This is a genomic window from Streptomyces sp. NBC_01267 (assembly GCF_036241575.1).
Taxonomy (GTDB): Bacteria; Actinomycetota; Actinomycetes; order Streptomycetales; family Streptomycetaceae; genus Streptomyces.
In genome coordinates this window covers 3251833-3264943 of sequence record NZ_CP108455.1, presented here as the reverse complement: position 1 = coordinate 3264943, position 13111 = coordinate 3251833, and the positions used below count along the sequence as shown (strand labels likewise).

The window sequence follows — 13111 nt, the reverse complement described above, 5'->3', positions numbered from 1 at the left end:
TCCCATGACACGGGTCTTTCCCGAAGGGCGGCTGGTGTACGGGATGCAGTTGCCCGTGCAGTCGCAGAGCAGCATCTACGCGGAGGACTGGGAGGCGGCGGCCACCCCCGGTGACCTCGTCGAGATCGCCAGGACCGCCGACCGCAGCGGATTCGCGTACATCGCGTCCTGCGACCACGTCGCCATCCCGCGGCGGCTCGCGGACGCGATGGGCACCGTCTGGTACGACCCGGTCGCCACCCTCGGCTTCCTGGCCGGGGTCACCGAGCGGGTCCGGCTGATGAGCCATGTCGCCGTGGCCGGGCTACGGCACCCGCTGCTGTCCGCCAAGCAGTACGCGACCCTCGACCACCTCAGCGGGGGCCGGCTGATCCTCGGGGTGGGGGCCGGGCACGTGCCCGAGGAGTTCGACGCCGTCGGCGCCGACTTCCCCGGGCGCGGGGCGGTGCTCAACGAGACCATCGACGCGCTGCGGGCGGCGCTCGGCCCCGAGGAGTACCCCGAACACCACGGGGAGCGGTACGACTTCGAAGGGCTCGGGCAAATGCCCAGGCCCGCCCAGCGGCAGGTGCCGCTCTGGGTCGGCGGGTCCTCGCCCGCCGCGGTGCGCAGGGCGGCCGAACGCGGCGACGGCTGGCTGCCGCAGGGCGATCCGCGCAGCAGGCTGCCCGAACAGATCGCCCGGGTGAAGGCGCTCCGGGAGGCGGCCGGGGTGAGCGGACCGATCGAGATCGGGGCCATCACCGAGCCGCTGTACGTGGGGGAGCCCGGCTGGCCGACCGGCCGCCGGACGCTCACCGGCAAGGCCGACGCCCTCGCCGAGTCGCTGCGCGCGTACGCGGCGATGGGCGTCGACCAGATCCAGGTGCGGTTCCGCAGCCGGAGCCGCACCGAACTGACCGATCAGATGGCGGCGTTCGCCGCCGACGTGGCTCCGCACCTCAACGAGTAGGACCGGCAGGTCCAGGCAGGGAGAGCGGTATGGGCAAGCTCGACGGGCGGGTCGTCGTCATCACCGGCGCGGCGCGCGGGCAGGGCGAGCAGGAGGCACGGCTGTTCGTCGCCGAGGGGGCGAAGGTCCTCCTCGGCGACGTACTGGACGAGCAGGGATCGGCGCTGGCCAAGGAGTTGGGGGAGGCCGCCGTCTACGTCCACCTCGACGTGACGCAGGAGGCGGACTGGACGGCCGCCGCCGCAGCGGGCAAGGCGGCCTTCGGCAAGGTCGACGGGCTGGTCAACAACGCGGGCATCCTGCGCTTCAACGAGCTGGTGTCGACGCCGCTGGACGAGTTCCAGCAGGTGGTGCAGGTCAACCAGGTCGGCGCGTTCCTCGGGATACGCACCATCGCCCCCGAGATCGAGGCGGCGGGCGGCGGGACCATCGTCAACACCGCCTCGTACACGGCGCTGACCGGCATGGCCTTCGTGGGTTCGTACGCCGCGACCAAGGCCGCCATCGTCGGGCTGACCCGGGTGGCGGCGATGGAACTGGCCGCGAAGGGGATCCGGGTCAACGCGATGTGCCCGGGGGCCATCGACACCCCCATGAGCAACCCGGCGCAGCTCGACCCCACCGCGGACCCCGCCGAGTCCTCGGCGGCCCTCGACGAGCTGTACAAGAAGCTGGTGCCGCTTGGGCGGGTGGGCAAGCCGGACGAGGTCGCCAAGCTGGCGCTCTTCCTGTCCGGCGAGGACTCCTCGTACATCACCGGGCAGCCGTTCGTCATCGACGGCGGCTGGCTGGCCGGCGTGAGCATCTTCTGACTCACTTTCTGACTGACCGTCAGCTATTGACGGCCCATGCGCACGGTGCCACAGTCGACTCCATCGCAAACTGACGGTGTGTCAGATCAAGCTGGATGCGCCGGACGAGTCCCAGAACAGTGGGACAGAGACCTAGGGACGGTGAACCCCTTTGGAATTCGGGCTCTTTGTACAGGGATACGTACCGAAGAAGCGCGCCCAGGCCGATCCCGAGGCCGAGCACAAGGCGCTCATCGAGGAGACCGAGTACGTCATCCAGGCGGACAAGTCCAACTTCAAGTACGCCTGGGTCTCCGAGCACCACTTCCTGGAGGAGTACTCGCACATCTCCGCCAGTGACGTGTACCTCGGGTACCTCGCACACGCCACGGACCGCATCCACCTCGGATCGGGCATCTTCAATCCGCTGGCACCCGTCAACCACCCCGTCAAGGTCGCCGAGAAGGTGGCCATGATGGACCACCTGTCGCGGGGCCGCTTCGAGTTCGGCTCGGGGCGCGGCGCCGGGAGCCACGAGATCCTGGGGTTCATGCCGGGTATCACCGACATGAACCACACCAAGGAGATCTGGGAAGAGACGATCGCCGAGTTCCCCAAGATGTGGCTCCAGGACGAGTACACCGGCTTCCAGGGCAAGCACTGGTCCCTGCCGCCGCGCAAGGTCCTGCCCAAGCCGTACGGGAAGTCGCACCCGGCCATGTGGTACGCCGCCGGGTCGCCCGCCTCGTACGCCATGGCGGGCCGGAAGGGCCTCGGCGTACTGGGGTTCAGCGTCCAGAAGGTCTCGGACATGGAGTGGGTCGTCGAGTCCTACAAGAACGCGGTGAAGGAGGCCAAGGCGGTCGGCGACTTCGTCAACGACAACGTCATGGTGACCTCGACCGCGATCTGCGCCGAGACGCACGACAAGGCGGTGGAGATCGCCGTCAACGGCGGGCTGAACTACCTGCAGTCGCTGCTGTTCCGCTACCACGACACCTTCCCGAGGCCGGAGGGCATTCCGGAGTGGCCGGAACTCCTGCCGGAGTACAGCGCGGAGATCATCGAGCTGCTGATCGCCGAGGAGCTGATGATCTGCGGCGATCCCGGCGAGGTGCTCCAGCAGTGCAAGCGGTGGGAGCAGGCGGGGGCGGACCAGCTGTCGTTCGGGCTGCCGATCGGCATCTCGCCCGAGGACACGCTCAACTCGATCAAGCTGATCGGTGAGCACGTGATCCCGCAGATCGACACGGATCCGGTGCACCGGACGACCCGCTTCCGCCAGGCGGCGGGGGCCTGAGCGGGTCCCATGTCGGACGGCGACCTCATCCCGGAGGGGTGCTGTCCGGTTCCGGCCGGGGCGTACGGGGTGCGCGGCCTGCCCGTACGGCCCGGCCGGAGCCATGTGCGGTGACGGGGGCCTGGCCTGCCCGGCCGGGGTGTGGCCCCAATCGCCGGCCGGGCTCGATGTGGTTGCGCATGCTCCGTCGCCCGCCGGAAGTTACTGCCAGAGGCCGGCGCACGTCGGGCCCACTCCCAGCCCGTCCGGCGCTTGAGGACGAAAACCACCCGCCGGACGCGCCAGGCCACATCCAGCCCGTCCGGCGCCTGAGGACAAGGGGCCCGACCGCCACCCCAGGTCGCACCCCGCCCCGCCCACCCCACCCGTACAGAAGGGACCCACCCCCATGCTCGACCACCTCATCCGCAACGCAACCGTCGTGGACGGCACCGGCGCCCCCTCGTACGTCGCCGACCTCGGCATCCGGGACGGCCGTATCGCCGTCATCGCCGAACCCGGCACCGTCCCCGAGCCCGCCACCACCACCGAGGACGCCACCGGCCTCGTCCTCGCCCCGGGTTTCGTCGACCCGCACACGCACTACGACGCCCAGCTGTTCTGGGACCCGTACGCCACCCCGTCCATGAACCACGGCGTGACCACCGTCGCCGGCGGCAACTGCGGCTTCACCCTCGCCCCGCTCAACCCGGACCGGCCCGACGACGCCGACTACACGCGCCGCATGATGTCCAAGGTCGAGGGCATGTCGCTGGTCGCGCTGGAAGAGGGCGCGCCCTGGAACTGGTCGACGTTCGCCGAGTACCTGGACGCCCTGGACGGCCGTACCGCGGTCAACGCCGGTTTCATGGTGGGACACTGCGCCCTGCGCAGGCACGTCATGGGCCCCGACGCGATCGGCGGGCAGCCCACCGGGGAGCAACTGGCCGAGATGCTGCGGATCTTCCACGAGGCGATGGACGCGGGCGCCTGGGGGTTCTCCACCACGCAGTCCTCCACCCACTCCGACGGTGACGGCAAGCCCGTCGCCTCCCGGCACGCCGGGCCCGCCGAACTGCTCGCCCTGTCGAAGGCGGTCGGGGAGCACGAGGGCACCCAGATCGAGGCGATCGTCTCCGGGTGCCTCGACCAGTTCAGCGACGCGGAGATCGATCTCTTCGTGGAGATGAGCGCAGCCGCGGGCCGGCCGCTCAACTGGAACGTGCTGACGATCGACGCCGCCGAACCCGACCGCGTACCGCGCCAGCTCGGCGCCAGCGAACGGGCGCGCGCCGCGGGCGGCCGGATCGTCGCGCTGACCATGCCGATCCTCACCCCGATGAACATGTCGCTGGGCACCTTCTGCGCGCTGAACCTGATCCCCGGCTGGGGCGACATCCTGTCGCTGCCGGTGCCCGAGCGGATCGCGAAGCTGCGCGACCCCGACGTACGGGCGGAGATGCTGCGCCGCGCGGACAGCAAGGAGGCCGGGGTCTTCCGGCGGCTCGCCAACTTCGGGCGGTACGTCATCGGCGACACCTACTCCGACGCCAACGAAGGACTCAGCGGCCGGGTGGTGAACGACATCGCCGCCGAGCGCGGCCAGGAGCCGTTCCACTGCCTCGTCGAGATCTGCGCCAACGACCAGCTGCGCACGGTCCTCTGGCCGATGCCCACCGACAACGACCCGGACTCCTGGGCGCTGCGGCAGCGGACCTGGGAACACGAGGACGTCATGCTCGGCGGTTCGGACGCGGGCGCGCACCTGGACCGGATGTGCGGCGCCCCGTACACCACCCGTTTCCTCGGGGACTGCCTGCGCGGCCGGAAGCTCGTCGGCCTCGAAGCGGCGGTGAAGATGCTGACGGACGACCCGGCGCAGCTGTTCGGGCTGCGTGAGCGGGGCCGGATCGAGGAGGGCTTCCACGCGGACCTGGTGCTCTTCGACCCGGAACGGATAGCGGCGGGGCCCGCGACGCTCGTGCACGACCTGCCCGGCGACAGCCCCCGCCTCGACTCGCGGGCCATCGGCATCGTGTCGGTACGGGTCAACGGGGTCGAGACCATCAGGGACGACGAGATCACCGGCGCGGTACCGGGCACGGTGCTCCGCTCCGGCCGCGACACCAGGACGGTGGCCACCAAGTGAGTGCGGAACAAGTGAGTGCGGAACAAGGTCTGTTCATCGACGGCGAGTGGGTCGCACCCGACCGCGGCCACTACGACGTGATCAACCCGGCGACCGAGGAGAGCGTGGGCCCGGCGCCGGAGGCCAGCCGCGAGCAGGTGTACGCGGCGGCGGCAGCCGCCCGAGCGGCCTTCGCCGGCTGGTCGCGTACGAAGCCGGAGGAGCGGGCGGCGATCCTCGACCGGGCCGCCGGCATCATGCAGCGGGAGTTCCTGCCGTACGCGGAACTCGCCCAGGCGGAGAGCGGCGCCACCACCGGCACCGCGCGCGGGATGCAGGTCGGGGTGGGCGTGTCCCGCTTCCGGCGGTACGCGAAGGGCGCCCTGGAACCGGTCGAGACCGGGCTGCCCCCGCAGATCAACGAAGCCGGGCCGATGGGCAAGGCAGGCGTCTTCGGCGCGCTCGCCGTGCGCCAGCCGGTCGGGGTCGTCACCTGCATCACCTCGTACAACAACCCCTGGGCCAACCCGGCGGGCAAGATCGCACCCGCGCTCGCCATGGGCAACACGGTGGTCGTGAAACCCGCCCCGCAGGACCCGCTCTCCGTCTACCGCATGGCGGAGGCGCTGGCCGAGGCCGGTGTGCCGCGCGGGGTGGTGAACGTGGTCAGCGGGACCCGTACGGAGGTGGGCGAGGCGGCCGTCGACTCCCCGGACGTCGACATGGTCAGCTTCACCGGCTCCACCGGCGTCGGCCGGAGCATCGCGGAGGTCTGCGGCCGGGGCATGAAACGGCAGCTGATGGAGCTCGGCGGCAAGGGCGCGGCCGTGGTCTTCGACGACGCGGACCTCGACTCGGCGGTCGCCGGGATCGGCACGACGTTCGCCTTCTACAGCGGCCAGATCTGCACGGCCCCCACCCGCGTCCTGGCCCAGCGCGGCATCTACGACCAGCTGGTCACCCAACTGGCCGCGTACATGGGCTACTTGAAGGTCGGCGACCCGACGGTACGGGGCACGGTCGTCGGCCCGGTCATCTCGGCGGCGCACCGCGACCGCATCGAGTCGTACGTCGAACTCGGCCGCAAGGAAGGCGCGACCGTCGTCGCGGGCGGCGAACGCCCCGCCTTCGACAAGGGCTTCTACGTCACGCCCACGCTGCTCGCCGACTGCACGAACGACATGCGGGTGGTACGCGAGGAGATCTTCGGCCCGGTCGTCGTGGTCGTCCCCTTCGACGACGAGGAGGAGGGCATCGCCCTGGCCAACGACAGCGAGTACGGCCTGCTCGACTACGTCTGGTCGGGCGACGTGGCGAAGGCGTTCCGGGTGGCGCGGCAGCTGCGGGCGGGCGGGGTGGGCGTGAACACCATCGGCCGCAACATGGAGGCGCCGTTCGGCGGGTTCAAGCAGAGCGGGGTGGGCCGGGACGTGGGCTCGTACGCGCTGCACGCGTACAGCGAGACGCAGTCGATCGTCTGGCCGGGATAGGACCTTTCCGGTGCGCTGACTTCCGGAGTTCACCAGGGCGGACGGGTCTCCCGCACCGAAGGGACGGCACGGGCCGGGACGGCACGGCACGGCACGGGCCGGGACGGCACGGCACAGGATGGCACGGGCTTCCGGTCCGTGCCATCCGTCGTTCCCGAAGGCCCGCCTGCTTCCGCGCGGCGGTGAGACGGCCGGGCCGGTCGGGCTATCCATCGAGATACCGGTGTCCGACATGGCCTGCTGACTGGTCTGCCGCGTTGCCCCCTTGGGCGTTCCCCCCCCAGGCGTTCCCCCCTCAGGCGTTCTCCTCCCCGACGGCTCCCCCGTAGGACCGCGCCTCGGAGGACCGCGCCGCGGCGAGCACCGCAGGGGGCTCGGGCCGGGGGCGGCGGTCGCCGCGGGCCGGGATGCGGAGTCCGCGTTTGCGCATGCGGTCCAGTGCGGCCCCCGGGCTTCGTACCGGCAGGGGTTGCGGCAGGTCCGGCTGGTCGGTCATCGTCGGCCTCCTACGGATGACGTTCTCGGTAGAGACGGATGAATCGCTTCGCGAGGCGGGCGAGTTCGCTCATCTCGTACAGGGCGGAGTACAGCGCGGAGTACGGCGTGCCGTCCGCCGACCGGCCGGTCAGGTCCAGCAGGCGCCGGCCCGCGCGGTACATCTCCAGGGCGGCCGGGTCGGTCTCGTAGCCCAGGTCTTCGCTCATGAAGAGGTGGAGCGCGCGTCTCAGGCGCAGCGTCGTGGCGTGAACGGCCTGCCGGTCGGGCGGGGACAGCCGGATGGACAGGGCGTCCGCGATGGCGGCGCTGATCTCCGCGATGTCGACGGCACCGGGGTGGGGACCGGGGCGGGGACAGGGGTGGCCGTCGGCGGAGTCGGCCTGCTCGGAGCGGTGGTCCTTGTTCGTCGCGGTGGTCATCGCGCGTTCCTCGTTCTGCTCCCCCGGTGGGGAGCGGGTGGGGTGCGAGGCGTCGATCTGCTCGTTCCGCGCACCGATCGATGCGGTACGTGATCGACTGACTCCAGCGTGGCAGCAGAACCGCTAATCTTGAATGCCATCAGCAGAATTCTGATCTCAACTTTCGACGGCAAGTTCCATTGGCATGCGCCCAGTTCGTGGGGGAACGTGCAGCCTTCTGCTGGGACGCAGAACGTTTTTCGCCCGCGTGTGACGTCTTTCGCCGCACTGGGCGATGCCTACAGGGAGGTAGCAGATGATCACGGACATAGAGTCGGCCACGCCCGCTCTGTGCCGCCTGCAACTGGGTAGTGAACTGCGCCAGTTACGCATCGCGGCCGGGATGAAGGCGTCTCAGGTCGTGAAGCAGCTCCTGTGGAGCCCCTCGAAACTGACGAGACTGGAGACCGGCGAGAACGCGTCGGTCGAGAAGCCCGACGTGATGGCGCTCTGCGAGATCTACGGAGCCAGCGCCGAGAAGCGCGCCTTGCTCATCGGGTACGCGGCGGTCACGAAGACACGCCAGGACTGGTGGCAGTCGCCCGAGTACCGGCCGGTCATCAGCCCGGGATTCAAGGCGTTCCTCGGGCTGGAGGCGACCGCGTCCACGCTCCAGACGTACGAGTCCGAGTTCGTGCCGGGGCTGCTCCAGACCGAGTCGTACGTACGGGTCATCCACCAGCGGGCCCATGAGCGTCTCGGCACGGGCGAGGTCGACCGGCTCGTCGCGGTGCGGGTGACCCGGCAGGAGGTACTCCGCCGCGAGGTGGCTCCGCTCAAGTTCACGGCCATCATCAACGAGGCCGTGATCCGCCGGAGAGTGGGCTCCGCCGACATCATGCGTGAACAGCTCCGGCACATCGTCGACATGGCCGAGTCCATGCCCCATGTCCGGGTGCAGGTCGTCCCCTTCGGGCACGGTGCGCACTCCGGGATGAACGGCCCCTTCGTGCTCCTGCAATTTCCGGACAGATCGGTACTCAAGCCCATCGTCTACCTGGAGAACCTGGCGGACGCGTGGATCGCGCGACGGGACGCCACCGTCGAGCGCTACGCCGAAGTGTTCGCGGACCTGACTGCCTTGGCTCCGGGACCGCAGGAGTCCCTGCGCCTGATCAAGACAGTACTCAAGGAGTTTTGAACATCCATGCCCATGAGCACCATGGCTGAGACCGCGATAGTGCGCGGAGCGGACTGGTTCACGTCGTCGTACAGCAACGACCTGGGCGGCAACTGCGTGGAGGGCGCCAGGATAGAAGGGCGCGGGATGGCCGTCCGCGACTCCAAGGACGCCGGGCGCGGCGCGTTCGTGGTCCGGGCCCCTGCCTGGCAGGCGTTCCTCGACGACGTCAAGGCCGGTGTCGGTGCGGGTGCCGGTGCCGGTGCCGGTGCCGTGGTCGCGGACGGGCCGCGCGGCTGACGGATCCCTCCTGCAACCGGAGCCCTCAGCCGGCGGCGTCTCACTCAGCCCCCCAGGAACACCGGGTTCGTGAGCGCGGCCAGCGGTCCCGGCAGCCCCGCCGCCTTCGGGGCGTGCCGCACCTCGGCCCGTACGTAGGCGGCGTACGAGGGAGTCGTCTGCCACTCCACCGTGCCCGAGCCCGAAGCGGGCAGCTCGGTGCTGAAGAGCGTGCCCTGGTCCGTCACGAAGTTCGCCGTGCAGCCGGGCGCGCCGGTGACCTCCAGGCGGACGGTCACCGGGGTGTCGGCCGCCACCCGCAGCCGCTCGCCGATGCCCGCGTGCCGGGCCCGGCCGCCCGAGGCGCCGAAGGTGAGGGAGATCGCCGAGGACTCGGTGATGTACGAGTGGCCCGCGCGGATACCGGCCAGGATCGCGTCCCGGCTCAGGTCGTCGGCGAGGACGACGGTCTGCGGGGTGCCGATCGCGTCGGGGTCCTTGTGGGCGTCGCTGTTGCCCATGGCAGGCGTCCAACTGGCCCCGCTCACGAGCGTGTTGTCCCAGTCGGCCACCGACACCTCGTCGTCCAGGGTGTACGGGCCGTTCCACACCTCCACCGCGTCCGCCTCACCGAAGCCGAACTTCCAGTTGCAGCCGATGCAGGTCGCGTGCGGGTGCGCGGGCACCACCAGGCCGCCCGCGCGGCGGATCTCCCGGGCGTAGTGACCGAATCGGTTGTCGCGGGCCCGGTAGCGCCAGTCCACCCAGGTGCCGTGGTCGGTGGAGATCCCCAGTACATGGCCGTTGCGGGTGGTGATCTCCTCGCCGGTCAGGATCAGCAGGTCGTCACCCCACAGCCCGTCCCACGCGCTGTGGCCCGAACTGGTGTTGTGCTCGCTGGTGTTGATGAAGTCCAGCCCCGCCGTGCGGGCCAGCGCGGCGATCTCGGCCGGGGTGCGCTTCCCGTCCGAGTGCACGGAGTGGATGTGGCAGTCGCCCCGGTACCAGGCCCGGCCGCGCCCCTTGGCCCGCACCGGCGGATACACCGGCTTCGGCGAAGCGGGCGTCGGACCGAACCGCAGGGTGATCGTCACGGCGTACGGCAGGCCCCCGGGCGCCGTGGTGTACGGGCCGAGCGCGATGTTCCACCGCCCCGCGCGGACCGGACCCGGCAGATAGCCGGGCGTAGCCGCGTCGGCCCGGATGAAGAACTCGCTGCGCGCCCCGCCCGACCAGCCCCGGAACCCCTGCCCGCCGAGCGCGGTGCCCCGCTCGTCGAAGATGCCGATGTCCAGGGCATTGCCCTGGGTGCCCGCCGGGACGGGCGTCTTCTCGTACGTGTAGGAGACGGCCAGCTCCCGTACGCCACTCGGCACGTCCACCGGGAGATAGACGTAGTCGGGCGAACCGGGCGGGAGCGTGCCCCGCACGGTCTTCGTCCGGTCGGCCTGCGCCCCGCCGTTGTCCGCGCCGTCTGCCGGGGTTGCCGCGCTCGCGAAGCTCACGCTTCCCAACGTAAGCGCGCCGGCGGCTCCCGTCACCAGCAGGCCGCGCCTGCCCATCTCTCCAGTGGTCATGCCAACGGCTCCAAGGTCTGTGGGGGACACGAGCGATGCAGTTGAACCCTGGTATTCAGCCGTGAACCGGGAGAGAAGGGAAGAGGGCGTACGGGGGGCCGGGGCGCGGCGCCCGGACTTCGTTCGCCGCGCGTTCTCCGTACGCACTCGGAATTCCCACCCGTACGTCATAACCTCGCGCCCACGGGCCACCGAGGCCACGCGGCACCGAGGGATGAGGGCAGAAGTCATGCGGCTGAGCACCACGATCTTCCTGACCGACCGGACAGTCACCCCCGTACGACTCGCCCGCGAGCTGGAGCAGCGGGGGTTCGCCGGGCTGTATCTGCCCGAGCACACCCACATCCCGGTGGAGCGGACCACCCCGTACCCGATGGGCGGCGAACTGCCCGAGGAGTACGGCAGGACGCTGGACCCGTTCGTCGCGCTGGGCCAGGCCGCGGCCGTGACGGAGACCCTGACCCTGGGCACCGGCATCACGCTGATCGCCCAGCACGACCCGATCGACCTGGCCAAGCAGATCGCGACCCTCGACCACCTCTCGGGTGGCCGGTTCACACTCGGTCTCGGCTTCGGCTGGAACAAGGAGGAGGCCGCCGACCACGGAGTGAAGTGGACGACCCGGCGCGAACTCGGCAAGGACCGGATGGCGCTGATGCGGGCGTTGTGGGCAGCCGAACCTGCATCGTACAAAGGCGAGTTCGGCTCGGTCCGGGCCAGTCACGCGTACCCGAAACCGCAGGGCGGCAGCGTACGCACCCTGGTCGGCGGGGCGGCCGGTCCGAAGCTGTTCGCGGACATCGTGGAGTACGCGGACGGCTGGATGCCGATCGGCGGGCGCGGCCTGAGCGAGTCGATGCCGGTGCTGCGCCAGGCCTGGACGGACGCGGGCCGCGACCCGTCGAAGCTCCAGGTCGTGCCGTACGCGGTACTGCCGTCGCCCGGAAAGCTGGCGCACTACGCGGAGTTGGGCATCGAGGAGACCGTGCTGCAACTGCCTTCGGAGGGCGAGAAGGGCGTACTGGACGTGCTCGACGCGTACGCCTCTTTTCTGGGCTGAGCGCCGTCCGGGGGACCTGCCTGAAAGACCCGAGCCCCGGGCTTCGGGTGTCGGGCTTCGAGTTCCGGTACCGGCCGGTTCACTCTTTCGTGGGTACGAGGTGGGGGCCGGACCCGGCGCTTGAGCTTCGGGATCCGGTGGCCGGGACCCGGGCTCCGGGATCCGAGCGCTCTCTTCAACCGGTGGGTGGGGGAGGGGGGTTGGGGAATCCTCCCTCCCCTCCCGGACCCGTCGCGACCGGTAAGTATGACTATCGTGAGCGGCTTGCGACGCACCGTAACGGCTGCGTACGTTGCCCTCAACGAAAAAACGACCCCGACGCGGTGCTCACAACACCAGGCCGGGGTCTCACCACAAGATCGATGAAAGGTCGAAAGGTCGACCCCGTGGCTACCGAGAACCATAGCTCTGCCCTGCACGCACCCGCGTCGTCCCGCCCGCACCCGAAGGCCAACCACGGCTACGGCAAGCGATCCGCGTCGGACCAACTGCCTCCGTGTCCAGCGGACTTCACGATGCTGCCCGAACGGGAGCGCTACATCGCCGGTTACGTCGACCGTCTCCCCGACGGTGCGGCGATGGACATCAAGACGCTGGCCAAGAACATCCCGCTGTACGGGCAGATGGCCGTCGGCAGCGCCCTCAAGGCCCTGACCGTGGCCGGTCATCTCCGGCGCGCGCAGTGCCGGACCGGCGGGAGCGACAGCCGCTGGGTCACCCTCACGTACTGGTCGCGTACCGCGCGCGACAACGAGTGGTGGGACGCCTTCGCCGAAGCCGAGAACCACCGGGTCGTGGAGGACGTTACGGCGGCCGAACCCGAGGTTCCGCCGCCGTGGGCCCAGGCGGAAGCCCCCGTGGAGCAGGTCCGTGCGGAAGCCTCCGTGGCACTGCCCGCTCCTACGGCTCCCGTACTTTCCGTGCTTCCCGTGCCTTCCGTACCGTCCGCACCTTCCGTACCGCAGCAGCGAACCGCCGGAACGGTGGCGGCCCCGGACCACTCCTCGCCCGCCTATCTCGCCCTGGCCAGCCTCGGCCGTACCGACCCGCGGCTGGCGCTCTCCGCCGCCGACTGTGCGGTACTGGAACCTCTGGCCGCCGCCTGGCTGGACCGGGGCGTGAACCCGGACTACCTGACGCACGCGCTCAGTTCGGGCCTCCCGGCCCAGGTCGGCTCTCCTGTCGGCTTCGTACGCCGCCGCCTCCGCGACAAGATCCCGCCGCACCTGCCCGCCATCCCCGCACCGGCCGCGCCCGGCACTCCCGTACAACGCCGACTGCTGCTGGAATGCACGGAGTGCGGCGCACCCGGACCGTCCGGCGCCCTCCCCGACGGCCTCTGCCGCCCTTGCCGTACATCTGCGCAGGGCCTGTCCCCGACTGCTGCTGTCGACGTGCCCGCCGAACGTGACATCCACGCGCTGGTCGGCAACCTCCGCCGCCGGATCACCGCCCGGGGCAGGTCCTAGCCGGTCTCGC

General features: G+C 70.5%; 12 protein-coding genes. 9 read left to right on the top strand and 3 right to left on the bottom strand.

Annotated elements, in window-relative coordinates:
- The first annotated feature begins 4 nt into the window (after positions 1–4).
- The 5 genes from OG709_RS14890 to OG709_RS14870 all read left to right on the top strand — a co-directional run bounded on the left by OG709_RS14890 (position 5) and on the right by OG709_RS14870 (position 6640).
- Positions 5–952 (top strand): LLM class F420-dependent oxidoreductase, encoded by a 948-nt coding sequence (locus OG709_RS14890; protein ID WP_250301280.1) that lies wholly within the window; start codon positions 5–7, stop codon positions 950–952.
- Between the two features lie 29 nt (positions 953–981).
- Complete coding sequence (locus OG709_RS14885) at positions 982–1764, top strand: SDR family NAD(P)-dependent oxidoreductase (protein WP_326694661.1); 783 nt, start codon at positions 982–984, stop codon at positions 1762–1764.
- A gap of 151 nt (positions 1765–1915) precedes the next feature.
- Positions 1916–3043: an LLM class flavin-dependent oxidoreductase gene (locus tag OG709_RS14880; protein WP_250301282.1), complete on the top strand. Its 1128-nt coding sequence runs from the start codon at positions 1916–1918 to the stop codon at positions 3041–3043.
- A gap of 388 nt (positions 3044–3431) precedes the next feature.
- On the top strand, positions 3432–5171 hold the full coding sequence (locus tag OG709_RS14875) for an N-acyl-D-amino-acid deacylase family protein (protein ID WP_250301283.1): 1740 nt from the start codon (positions 3432–3434) through the stop codon (positions 5169–5171).
- Between the two features lie 11 nt (positions 5172–5182).
- A complete protein-coding gene (locus tag OG709_RS14870; protein ID WP_329166470.1) occupies positions 5183–6640 on the top strand; it encodes an aldehyde dehydrogenase family protein in 1458 nt (485 codons plus the stop codon).
- A gap of 295 nt (positions 6641–6935) precedes the next feature.
- Here OG709_RS14870 and OG709_RS14865 read toward each other — a convergent pair whose 3' ends face one another.
- Together OG709_RS14865 and OG709_RS14860 are read right to left on the bottom strand one after the other, a co-directional pair.
- Positions 6936–7136 carry a hypothetical protein gene (locus OG709_RS14865; protein ID WP_250301285.1) on the bottom strand — a complete coding sequence of 67 codons (201 nt, stop codon included), beginning with the start codon at positions 7134–7136 and terminating at the stop codon, positions 6936–6938.
- A gap of 10 nt (positions 7137–7146) precedes the next feature.
- Positions 7147–7557 (bottom strand): hypothetical protein, encoded by a 411-nt coding sequence (locus OG709_RS14860; RefSeq protein ID WP_250301286.1) that lies wholly within the window; start codon positions 7555–7557, stop codon positions 7147–7149.
- Between the two features lie 295 nt (positions 7558–7852).
- Between OG709_RS14860 and OG709_RS14855 the strand changes: the two genes are divergently transcribed.
- Both OG709_RS14855 and OG709_RS14850 read left to right on the top strand, forming a co-directional pair.
- Positions 7853–8737, top strand: coding sequence for a helix-turn-helix domain-containing protein (locus tag OG709_RS14855; protein WP_250301287.1), 885 nt, complete (start codon positions 7853–7855; stop codon positions 8735–8737).
- A gap of 12 nt (positions 8738–8749) precedes the next feature.
- Positions 8750–9016, top strand: a complete 267-nt coding sequence (locus OG709_RS14850) for a DUF397 domain-containing protein (RefSeq protein ID WP_329166468.1) — start codon at positions 8750–8752, stop codon at positions 9014–9016.
- A gap of 44 nt (positions 9017–9060) precedes the next feature.
- On the opposite strand, the gene OG709_RS14845 is transcribed toward OG709_RS14850, so the two are convergent.
- Complete coding sequence (locus OG709_RS14845) at positions 9061–10572, bottom strand: CehA/McbA family metallohydrolase (RefSeq protein ID WP_266642487.1); 1512 nt, start codon at positions 10570–10572, stop codon at positions 9061–9063.
- A gap of 229 nt (positions 10573–10801) precedes the next feature.
- Here OG709_RS14845 and OG709_RS14840 point away from each other — a divergent pair, with 229 nt between their 5' ends.
- Together OG709_RS14840 and OG709_RS14835 are read left to right on the top strand one after the other, a co-directional pair.
- Positions 10802–11632: an LLM class F420-dependent oxidoreductase gene (locus OG709_RS14840; protein WP_266642489.1), complete on the top strand. Its 831-nt coding sequence runs from the start codon at positions 10802–10804 to the stop codon at positions 11630–11632.
- Between the two features lie 386 nt (positions 11633–12018).
- Complete coding sequence (locus OG709_RS14835) at positions 12019–13101, top strand: MarR family transcriptional regulator (protein WP_329166464.1); 1083 nt, start codon at positions 12019–12021, stop codon at positions 13099–13101.
- The last annotated feature ends 10 nt before the right edge of the window (positions 13102–13111 follow it).

What these genes read in the sequence shown, in the direction of transcription:
- OG709_RS14845 (WP_266642487.1), bottom strand. Translation starts at nt 10,572, where the DNA reads ATGACCACTGGAGAGATGGGCAGGCGCGGCCTGCTGGTGACGGGAGCC.
- OG709_RS14865 (WP_250301285.1), bottom strand. Translation starts at nt 7,136, where the DNA reads ATGACCGACCAGCCGGACCTGCCGCAACCCCTGCCGGTACGAAGCCCG.
- OG709_RS14875 (WP_250301283.1), top strand. Translation starts at nt 3,432, where the DNA reads ATGCTCGACCACCTCATCCGCAACGCAACCGTCGTGGACGGCACCGGC.
- OG709_RS14885 (WP_326694661.1), top strand. Translation starts at nt 982, where the DNA reads ATGGGCAAGCTCGACGGGCGGGTCGTCGTCATCACCGGCGCGGCGCGC.
- OG709_RS14860 (WP_250301286.1), bottom strand. Translation starts at nt 7,557, where the DNA reads ATGACCACCGCGACGAACAAGGACCACCGCTCCGAGCAGGCCGACTCC.
- OG709_RS14840 (WP_266642489.1), top strand. Translation starts at nt 10,802, where the DNA reads ATGCGGCTGAGCACCACGATCTTCCTGACCGACCGGACAGTCACCCCC.
- OG709_RS14890 (WP_250301280.1), top strand. Translation starts at nt 5, where the DNA reads ATGACACGGGTCTTTCCCGAAGGGCGGCTGGTGTACGGGATGCAGTTG.
- OG709_RS14855 (WP_250301287.1), top strand. Translation starts at nt 7,853, where the DNA reads ATGATCACGGACATAGAGTCGGCCACGCCCGCTCTGTGCCGCCTGCAA.
- OG709_RS14850 (WP_329166468.1), top strand. Translation starts at nt 8,750, where the DNA reads ATGAGCACCATGGCTGAGACCGCGATAGTGCGCGGAGCGGACTGGTTC.